The sequence below is a fragment of the Paenibacillus koleovorans NBRC 103111 genome, assembly GCF_004000845.1.
GTDB lineage: Bacteria > Bacillota > Bacilli > Paenibacillales > NBRC-103111 > Paenibacillus_AA > Paenibacillus_AA koleovorans.
Genome location: NZ_BIMA01000190.1, coordinates 1 through 8,423 on the forward strand (window position 1 = coordinate 1; position 8,423 = coordinate 8,423).

Genomic DNA, 8,423 nt, shown 5'->3' on the forward strand with positions numbered 1-8,423 from the left:
CTTGGTGGCTAAAACGGCCTGCTGAACTCGATGTAGGGTAAAATTGGTCTACTTTGACGGCTGAAACAATCGACTGGACTCGATGTATGGTAAAATCGGGTCGCTCCCCGGCGCCCGGATCCCCATGGATCCCCATGTTTAGGGGCAAATAGCGATATGCCGTAGATGGAGTATCGCTATTTTTCTCAAAACGAGGGGTTCGGGCAAAATAGAGGGATGCCATAAGTTGCCATATCGTTATTTGACCCGGGGGATTGGTCGAACATAGCGCAAATCCCCTTCCAAACAAAAATAACGCCGGCACCACGCACCGACGTCACGTCACAGCCCAAAGCCGCTCCTCAATGCTCCATCAAGGAGACAGCAGCACTTTCCCGACAATCTCCAGCAGCTTCGTCGCTTCGAAAGGCTTCACTACGTACGACTTCGCTCCCAGCTTGATCGCCTCCAGCACCTGCTGCTTGTGGCCCACCGCAGAAATCATGACCACCTTCGCCTGCGGAAAAGTCTTGAGCAATTGCTGCAGCGCCTCGATCCCGTTCACGCTCGACATGCTGATGTCCATCGTTACGATGTCCGGCTTATGGTTAATGTACACCGGGATCACTTCCCGGCCGTCCGAAGCTTCCGCCACGATCTCATGGCCCCCGCGCTCGAGCGCCGTCCGTATATTTTTGCGCATGACCGCCGAGTCGTCCACTATCATGATTTTCGCCATTGTCGCTATGCCTCCGTCCGTTCGTCCAATTGCACGGCAAGGATGCTGGCCAGCTCCGCCTTGTGCTCCATCGGGATGTAGATCACCCGGAATCGCCCTTCGTCCGCCTCGTAAGCCTGGCACAGCAGCCGACGGCTCTTGGCCCGAATCTCGGCCCGGCGGGTCAAGATCATGAGCGGGTTCCCGAGGCAAATATCGCTGTGCTCCCGTTCGGCAAGTGCGTTGCCAGTCAAGATGTTCGCGGCCTCCGCGATAACCTCGACCGCATATTGCGCCGCCTGTGCGTCCGTGATCGGTTCGAGCATGAACAGCTTCGCTATGCTGCGAGCCAGCCTCTCCTCAATCGTCAGCACAATGCCGCCCTCCAGCGCCTTGCCGACTTGGATGAATGCCGTTATATCCTCAAGCCGGTGTTTGCCGTCCGTGGCCGTCGGGTCCAAACGGCTCAAGCCTGGTAAGCCGAGCTGCTGCAAATACCGCTCCGCCGAGCGCAGCAGGCTCTCGAACCATTGACGCTCCTGCTCCTGCCCCAGATCCTGATCCTGATCCTGATCTTGACCTTGAACCTGATCCTGCCCTTGGCCTTGCTTGTGGCCTGACTCTTTCCCGTGCCCTTGTTCCGGCTGGAACTCCATGTCGCTCATCCCGATCCCTCCCTCAGCCCTCATCCGGCAAAATAAACTCAAATCGCGTTCCATGTCCCCGCTCCGTCGTCACGCGGATCGTACCGCCCAGCCGCTCGACCTCTTCTTTCACAGCCGACAGCCCGATGCCCCGTCCCGCCCACTCAGTCACGCGCCGCGCCGTGGAGAATTGCTCGCGGAAAATGAGCTGGACGGCCTCTTCGTCGCTCATGGCGAGGATCGCGGCAACATCGCTGTTCGGCATCGAGGCGGCCTTCCGCCGCAATATATCCGCATCGATGCCGCGCCCGTCGTCGGCAATCTCGATGCGAAGACAGCCCCCCGAGTGAGTCGCTTCGATCGTGACTCGACCGTACGGGTCTTTGCCCGCCGCCACTCGCTCCGCCTCCGGCTCGATGCCGTGGATCGCGATGTTGCGGACCACGTGAACGAGCGACTTCGCGAACGGATAATATCGCTCGGTATCGACCGGAAGCTCGCCGCCGCGCACGACGACCGGATGCACCCGCAAGCCGCGGCGCTCCGCGAGCTCCTCCAGGTAAGGCGGATACTGCTTAAGCAGCGACTGCACGGGCTTGTTCCGCATCGCACGCAACTCCGCCAGCAACATGCGGTCGCTTTCCGTCTGCGCCTGCTCGCCCGCCCACTGCTCCAGCCGTCTCCATTGCTGAAGCGACACTTTCACGGACTGGCGTGCGCCAAGTCCTTCGAAAGAGTCCCCCAGCATACGTTGAAGGACGGCCTCCTCCTCTTGAAGCCAGAGCAGCAGCGGCTGCGATTCCATGTAGGCGGCCAATTGCTCGGCCGTAAACCCGCCGGATCGACTCAGCAGCTCCTGCAGCCCCGACTCCAGCTCATGCAGCATGGCGACCATCGCGCCGAAGCGGAGGAAGCCGAAGCTGCCCTTGAATGTATGTACCGCTTTGTACAGGGACAGCGCCTTTTCCACCGGCGTCTCCCCGTCGTCCGCAAGCGTCTCCGCCACTTCCGTCTGCGCGAACCGCTCGAAATCCCGCACGACGTCGGCCAGATCATCTGCATGCATAACCGCCTGGGCGAGCATTCGGGTGGACGCTTGCTCGGCTTCCATGAGCGCTTCGAGCCGCCTTTTCTCCGTAATGTCCGTCAGCATGACCATCAGGCTATCGCCTTCCTGCATATCCTGCACATCCTGCATATCCTCAGCTTGATCAGCGTTCATCGGCTTGGCCTCGATTTGCAGCACTTTCCCGCCAATCGTCACCTCTTCCGGCAGCAAGGACAAGATCAGCTCCCGCTTGGCGGCGTCCGACTCCATAAAATATTCATTCAAAATGCTGGTCAGCAGCTCGCGGTCCTTGGAATCGTTTGGCGTCGGATAGAGCAAGTTGGGCAAAGCTAAACCGGTCAGCACCCCAGCCTCAGGAAAAATACGTGTACACTCCACGCTGTATTCCTCCCTGACTAGCAAATCCGCGCCAACCGACAGGAAGCCCTGATTCGCATTGTCCAGCAGGCTGCGGATGGAAGACGTCCTTCGCCGCACCGTCGCCTCCAGCGTATGATTCCATTGCGCGATTTGCTGAATGGCCCTCACAATCTCGGCCTCCGCTTGCAGCACATGCTTGGGGATCGAGTCGATCGAACGACCGGCCGCCACCTCGGCGAGCGACGCCGTAAAATGGCGCAGCGGCAGCAAGATGCGATACCGCAGCAGCAATACGACCAGCGCGAGCAGCACCGTGATTGCCACAAGCCGGAAAACGGCAAGCGATCGGAAGCTGTCTACAATTTGCGTAGCGGAAACCGATTCCACTTGCGTATGCACAACGCCGATGGTGTCCCCGTTCATGTCATGGAGCGGGGCATCGACCTCCGCCATATAGTAATCGTTCAGCCGCTCGAAGGTGAACCGCTCCTCGAGCTCCTCGCCTTCCGGCTTCGCCAGGAGCTCTTGCATGTACGGATGCAGCGACTCCTCCTTCACATCGTTCGTAGAGGAGAGAAATTGCCCGTTCGTCGTCAGGACGGCCAAACTCGTCTGCAGCGTATGCTCAAGCGACTGCAGCATGTCGGCGTTCAAGAAACGCCCCGTGATGAGCAGTCCCGCCGGCTCGAACTCTCCGGAGTCCCCCGTAACTTGGGACACGGCCACCAGCGCCATGCCCTTCGATGTGCGGAGCAATCCTGAGAAGCTCTCTTCCTCCCGGATCCGATCGAGCAGGAACAAGTATTGAAGCTTCCCGTCAAATTCCGCTACATCTCCGGATTGGACCAGCACATTGCCTTGCATATCGGTCTCCGCGACAAACTCCACATTCGGCACCACATCCGGCATATCTCCGATATTCTTCTTCAGCCAGGTGAAATCCCTTTTGAGCACCGCTTGGCGGTTCGCCTCCCAGTAGCCGTTCGTAATCGTCACTCCGAGAATGGACTCCCCGAGCGCTTCAATGGACAGTTTGGCGGCCCGGTTGCTCTGAATCGCCTTCTCCCGCTCGATCGCCTTGAGCCCGGAGAACGTGTGCATGTTGAAATATTGAAACAGCCCGAAGAGCGGCAAAACGACCAGAAGCCCGATCCATATCAGCAGCTCCTTCATAAAAGAACGGCGTTTGTGCACGCGAGTGTTCATGTTGCCCCCCGGGATTCGTGATCCGTGATGGATCGCGCAATAAATCTGGCGAGTCCGGCATCCAACGAATACCAGACTCTGGAAAGGATTATATTCGGCGAAGGTGCCGAAAAAACCTGCTTCTTTTGTCCTGCATTCGACATTTTCCTATTCGGCCACAACCTCGATCCGCGCAAAAAAACAAGCGCGTGTTATTCGCTCTAACGCTGCGCTTGCTTCGGGTGGGCTTGGAGCCATTGCAGGACGTCCTGAATGGTGCGGACCGGCACGATGTTCAATGTCGTCGAACCTTTTCTCGCATCGGTCTCCTGTCCATTGGGTACGAAAAAGACGTCGACGCCGGTGCGTTCGATCGTGTAGGCTTTCTGCTCTATGCCGCCGATGCGGCCGATGGAGCCGTCCGGCTCTATCGTGCCTGTGCCTGCGATGCGATTACCGTTAGAAATGCCGCCCGGCGTCAGCTGGTCGATCAGCGCAAGCGTCAGCATCGCCCCGTGCGAAGGCCCGCCCTCATGCGCCAAATAATCGCGGAAGCCGACCGGCCGGGGCAAATCGAGCTCCAGCGCGTTCTCGATCGTAATGCCGAACGCCGCTTGGGCAGGGTTGTCCGGATGCGGCTTCGTGCCGCTCCGCACGGTTATCCGCTGCCCGTCCCGCCTTAAACCGACCGCTACGGACTCGCCGGGACGCACGCCCTTCATAAGGGCGGTCAGCGACCCGGCGTCGCCGATCTCGCGGCCATTCGCCTCGAGGATGACGTCGCCGGGCTTCAGGCTTTCGTGCGCCGGCCCGTCCGCCTGGACGCTCGTCACCTTGACGCCGTGCACGGTCGCTCCGCTGCCTAGCCCGACCTGGCGGAAGGCGACGGCGCTCGCGAGCGAATCGGCCTCCGCCTTCATGTCGCGCACGAGCGTGTCGTAGGCGCCGAGCGACATCCCGAGCGACGCCTTCGGCTCGAACTCGTAGTGCGGGAACAGCCGGGCGAACAGCCAGTCCGCCGGGAACGCCGGCCGCTCGAAGACGAGCACGCCTGTCATCGGCGCGTGGGCGGTACCACCCTCGACCTGTGCGTAGCGGCTCATGTTGATTGTGATGCCCGGGTACGTCACCATGTACGACGTAGGCATCGCCAGCGCCAGCAGCAGCAGCGCGCTGGCGGCCGTGAGGGCGAGGCTGCGGCGGGGCACCGCAGCCCGCCAATGGCGGCGCGGCTGCGCGTGCTCGCGGCGCCGCTGCACCCATTCGGCGCGCGCCATGTCGAGCGCCGCCAGCACCCAGGCCGCGCCGAGCAGGCACGCGGCCCACACCAGGCGGCGCGGCTGCATCGCGAGCGCGCCGAGCACCCCGGCCGAAGCGGCGATGATCGCCGCTTTGGCCGCCAGGGCGCCGAGCGCTACGCGCGTGGCGCCTGCCGTGCGATCGCCGCGGCGCCATGCGCCCAGCGCCGCGGCGATGCCGAGCGTCGCGCCGCCGATCCAGGCGAGCGGCACGAGGAGCAGGGCGTACGCCGCCGTATCGATAGCGTCGATCCAGAACAGCTCGCCGTCGGCGCCGAACCGCTGCGGCAGCGGATCGGGCAGCCAGATCAGCTCCCCGAGCAGCAGCAGCCCGATCGCCAACGCCATGCCCACTATGTATAGCCGCTGCCCACGATCCACCCTCAACACTCCCTTACTGGCTCCGATGTAATGATTTCCATTTCCATTGTATCGGAAGTAGGCTTATTTTCCTAATTTCGCAACCGCTTTCTCGACAAATGCGCTATAATGGAATCAATTTCCCCTTGTGAAAGGAACTTGCCGATGCGTTGGAAGACCGGACGAACCTTGGGCTCCCCGATGATCATATTCATTGCGGCGCTCGCGCTTGTCGGATTCATCCTATACACCCCTAACGAGGAACAGCTGCTGCCGGAAAAAGCGGTCGACAACGAGGTCGCCCCTCCCCCGCACCAGCTCGATCTGCTCGCCTTCTGGCACGAGCGCGCTTCGATCGCGCAGCAGGCCGGGCAACCGGACGTCGCCGCCAACTACCAGAAGCGGCTTGACGCCTACGAGCTCGGATTGCCGGCCGCATCGGCAGGCATCTACGCATCCGGACTAAACGATGTACCGGTCGGGACATTCGACCTGTATTTGCAGTCCCCTGCAGCGGCTCCTGCGAAGACCGGCGGCGCCGCAGCCAAGACCTCGTCGACTCACCGGACGCTCGCCAAACACGAGCCTGCTTCGGGTGTCTATCTCGGCATGCTGGGCGCGGATCGGCGAGTCGGGTACGACGTCACCAAGGTCGAATCCGTCTACGGCAAAAAGCATGCGATTTACTTAGCCTATGTCGGCTGGCGCAAAGTGCAGACCGATACGAATACGTATTTCCCGACGCGGACGGCGGAGCGGATCAAAGCGCTCGACGGCGCCATCCAGATCGGCTGGGAGCCCCGCTACGGGCTGGACGATGTGAAGGACGATGAATACGTCCGCCGTTTCGCCCGCGAGGCCAAGGAAGCCGGCCTGCCCGTGTTCCTCCGCTACGCGTCCGAGATGAACGGTTCTTGGGTGCCTTGGTACGACGAGCCCAAGAAGTTCATCGAGAAGTTCCGCCTCATCCACGACATTATGGAGCAAGAGGCGCCGAACGTAGCGATGGTATGGTCGCCGAACTTCTGGCCGCCGGACACGATCGACGACTACTACCCGGGTGACGAGTACGTCGACTGGGTCGGCTTCTCGCTCTACAACTCGCCGTACACGAACGGCAAGGAGCAGCTGTTCGGCAGCGTGATCGACACGTTCGCGCCGCTGTACGACCGGTACAGCCACAAACCGATCATGATTGCCGAGGGAGCTATCGCCCATACGCATTTGCCTACCAACACCGCCTACCCTACCTGGGGCGAGACGCAGCTGGCTTACATGTACGGCCTGCTGCCGCGTATGTTCCCGCAGGTAAAGGGGATCACGTACTTCAACTTTAGCCGCGCGCAAGCCCAGCGGACGAATGCGGAGTTCGTCTACGATATCGGCGAGAATATGTACATGGACGGGATATATCGCCGGATGGCGCGCTCGGATTTGTACTTGAGCAAGGTGGAGCACGGCAAAGACCCGATGCCCAATCCGTATAAAAAGCTGGCCGGCGCCTCCATTCCGCCCGGCAGCCAAAGCGTTATGATCTACCCGAAGCTCGAGAATCCGAAAGGCGAGGCGCCGTTCGCCATCGCGCTGTATCAAGGCGACCGCCTGCTCGGCGTCAGCTATGAGGCGCCTTGGGAGATGGCCGTCGAGATCCGCCCGGAGACAGCCTCCAAACCCTGGTACACCGTCGCTTACAACATGAACATGGAGCCAGTTTCGATCAGCTCTCGCCCTTAGCATTCAAGAAAGACCTGATCAGGAGTTCACCGATCAGGTCTTTGATTGCCTGCCGAGAGTAACCTAGGGACGATTTCTTGCTGGAGAGGATCCTAGCGGGACCCGGATTGTCGTGCTGGAATGTGGGAATGGAGAGCCAAGCGTAACAGTAGATGCAACCCAAGAGCGCCGAACGCTAAGTCACCTCTGGATGCAGTCCGAACAAGTCGGTCTGCAAGGCCGCTCGTGGTCCGGATCAGCTCCCTAGTCCGAGTTTGCCGAATTGGAGCGGCGTTTTCGAGAGGGGATGCGTGGAAATGGCTCTGCAACGGGGGGAAATCGGACTACGGCGCGGATCGGGACTCGCTCACGCCATACAGTCCGAAAAAGTCGGACTCCAGACACCGATGCCGCGAGTCGGCACCATGGATAATGAAAATCAGTCGGATTTTTGGAGAGAACAAGCATGGTTACTTAAAGGGCGACCGGCAGGGGTTGCATCTACCGTTACTCCCGACCTCAATCTCCAGTTTCCGCACGACACTTTCTGCCCCTACCAGTAACTCCTGACCTCAATCTCCAGTTTCCGCACGACACTTTCAACCTCTACCAGTAACCCCCGGCCTCAATCTCCAGTTTCCGCACGACACTTTCTGCCCCTACCAGTAACTCCCGACCTCATTCTGCCCTCAATCTCCAGTTTCCGCACGATACTTTCAGCCTCTACCAGTAACCCCCGACCTCAATCACCAGTTTCCCACACGTCACTCTCAGCTCCTACCAGTAACCCCCGACCTCAATCTCCAGTTTCCGCACGACACTTTCTGCCCCTACCAGTAACTCCCGACCTCACTCTGCCAATAACAGCATAATAATTCCATTATTCACTATTAACTCCCGACCTCAATCCCCATTTCGGCGCACGACACTCTTGGGTCCAGCCAGTAACCCGGCTTTGCAGCCCTATCGCTTCCCCGCCCCACTGACGCAGTCCGACTTTTTCGGGCTCCGTGACGGTTGCTTGGCGGGAAGAGGTTCGTAGTCCGAATTTGCCCACTTGCAGAGCCGTTTCCGTCTGCCCCCTTCGGAAATCGCCG

General features: G+C 60.2%; 7 protein-coding genes. 2 read left to right on the forward strand and 5 right to left on the reverse strand.

The features are described 5' to 3' along the window. Positions 1-352: 352 nt before the first annotated feature. From PKO02S_RS31035 to PKO02S_RS31050, 4 genes are all read right to left on the reverse strand, one after another. Positions 353-718: a response regulator gene (locus tag PKO02S_RS31035; protein WP_127589003.1), complete on the reverse strand. Its 366-nt coding sequence runs from the start codon at positions 716-718 to the stop codon at positions 353-355. Between the two features lie 5 nt (positions 719-723). Continuing rightward, positions 724-1,362 carry a chemotaxis protein CheX gene (locus PKO02S_RS31040; RefSeq protein WP_164821804.1) on the reverse strand — a complete coding sequence of 213 codons (639 nt, stop codon included), beginning with the start codon at positions 1,360-1,362 and terminating at the stop codon, positions 724-726. Between the two features lie 13 nt (positions 1,363-1,375). After that, positions 1,376-3,976 (reverse strand): ATP-binding protein, encoded by a 2,601-nt coding sequence (locus tag PKO02S_RS31045; RefSeq protein WP_127589007.1) that lies wholly within the window; start codon positions 3,974-3,976, stop codon positions 1,376-1,378. A gap of 200 nt (positions 3,977-4,176) precedes the next feature. Continuing rightward, on the reverse strand, positions 4,177-5,163 hold the full coding sequence (locus tag PKO02S_RS31050; protein ID WP_164821805.1) for a PDZ domain-containing protein: 987 nt from the start codon (positions 5,161-5,163) through the stop codon (positions 4,177-4,179). A 12-nt stretch (positions 5,164-5,175) separates the two neighbouring features. On the opposite strand from PKO02S_RS31050, the gene PKO02S_RS32680 reads away from it, so the two are divergent. Next, entirely contained in the window at positions 5,176-5,616 is a 441-nt protein-coding gene (locus PKO02S_RS32680) for a hypothetical protein (protein ID WP_164821806.1), read from the forward strand. Positions 5,617-5,778: 162 nt separating this feature from the next. Beyond that, complete coding sequence (locus tag PKO02S_RS31055) at positions 5,779-7,347, forward strand: glycoside hydrolase family 26 protein (RefSeq protein ID WP_164821807.1); 1,569 nt, start codon at positions 5,779-5,781, stop codon at positions 7,345-7,347. Positions 7,348-8,206: 859 nt separating this feature from the next. Here the strand turns inward: PKO02S_RS31055 and PKO02S_RS32985 are convergent. Beyond that, a partial coding sequence (locus PKO02S_RS32985; RefSeq protein WP_218033976.1) for a hypothetical protein occupies positions 8,207-8,423 on the reverse strand: 217 nt, incomplete at its 5' end.

What these genes read in the sequence shown, in the direction of transcription:
- PKO02S_RS31035 (WP_127589003.1), bottom strand. Translation starts at nt 718, where the DNA reads ATGGCGAAAATCATGATAGTGGACGACTCGGCGGTCATGCGCAAAAAT.
- PKO02S_RS31040 (WP_164821804.1), bottom strand. Translation starts at nt 1,362, where the DNA reads ATGAGCGACATGGAGTTCCAGCCGGAACAAGGGCACGGGAAAGAGTCA.
- PKO02S_RS31045 (WP_127589007.1), bottom strand. Translation starts at nt 3,976, where the DNA reads ATGAACACTCGCGTGCACAAACGCCGTTCTTTTATGAAGGAGCTGCTG.
- PKO02S_RS32680 (WP_164821806.1), top strand. Translation starts at nt 5,176, where the DNA reads ATGGCGGCGCGGCTGCGCGTGCTCGCGGCGCCGCTGCACCCATTCGGC.
- PKO02S_RS31055 (WP_164821807.1), top strand. Translation starts at nt 5,779, where the DNA reads ATGCGTTGGAAGACCGGACGAACCTTGGGCTCCCCGATGATCATATTC.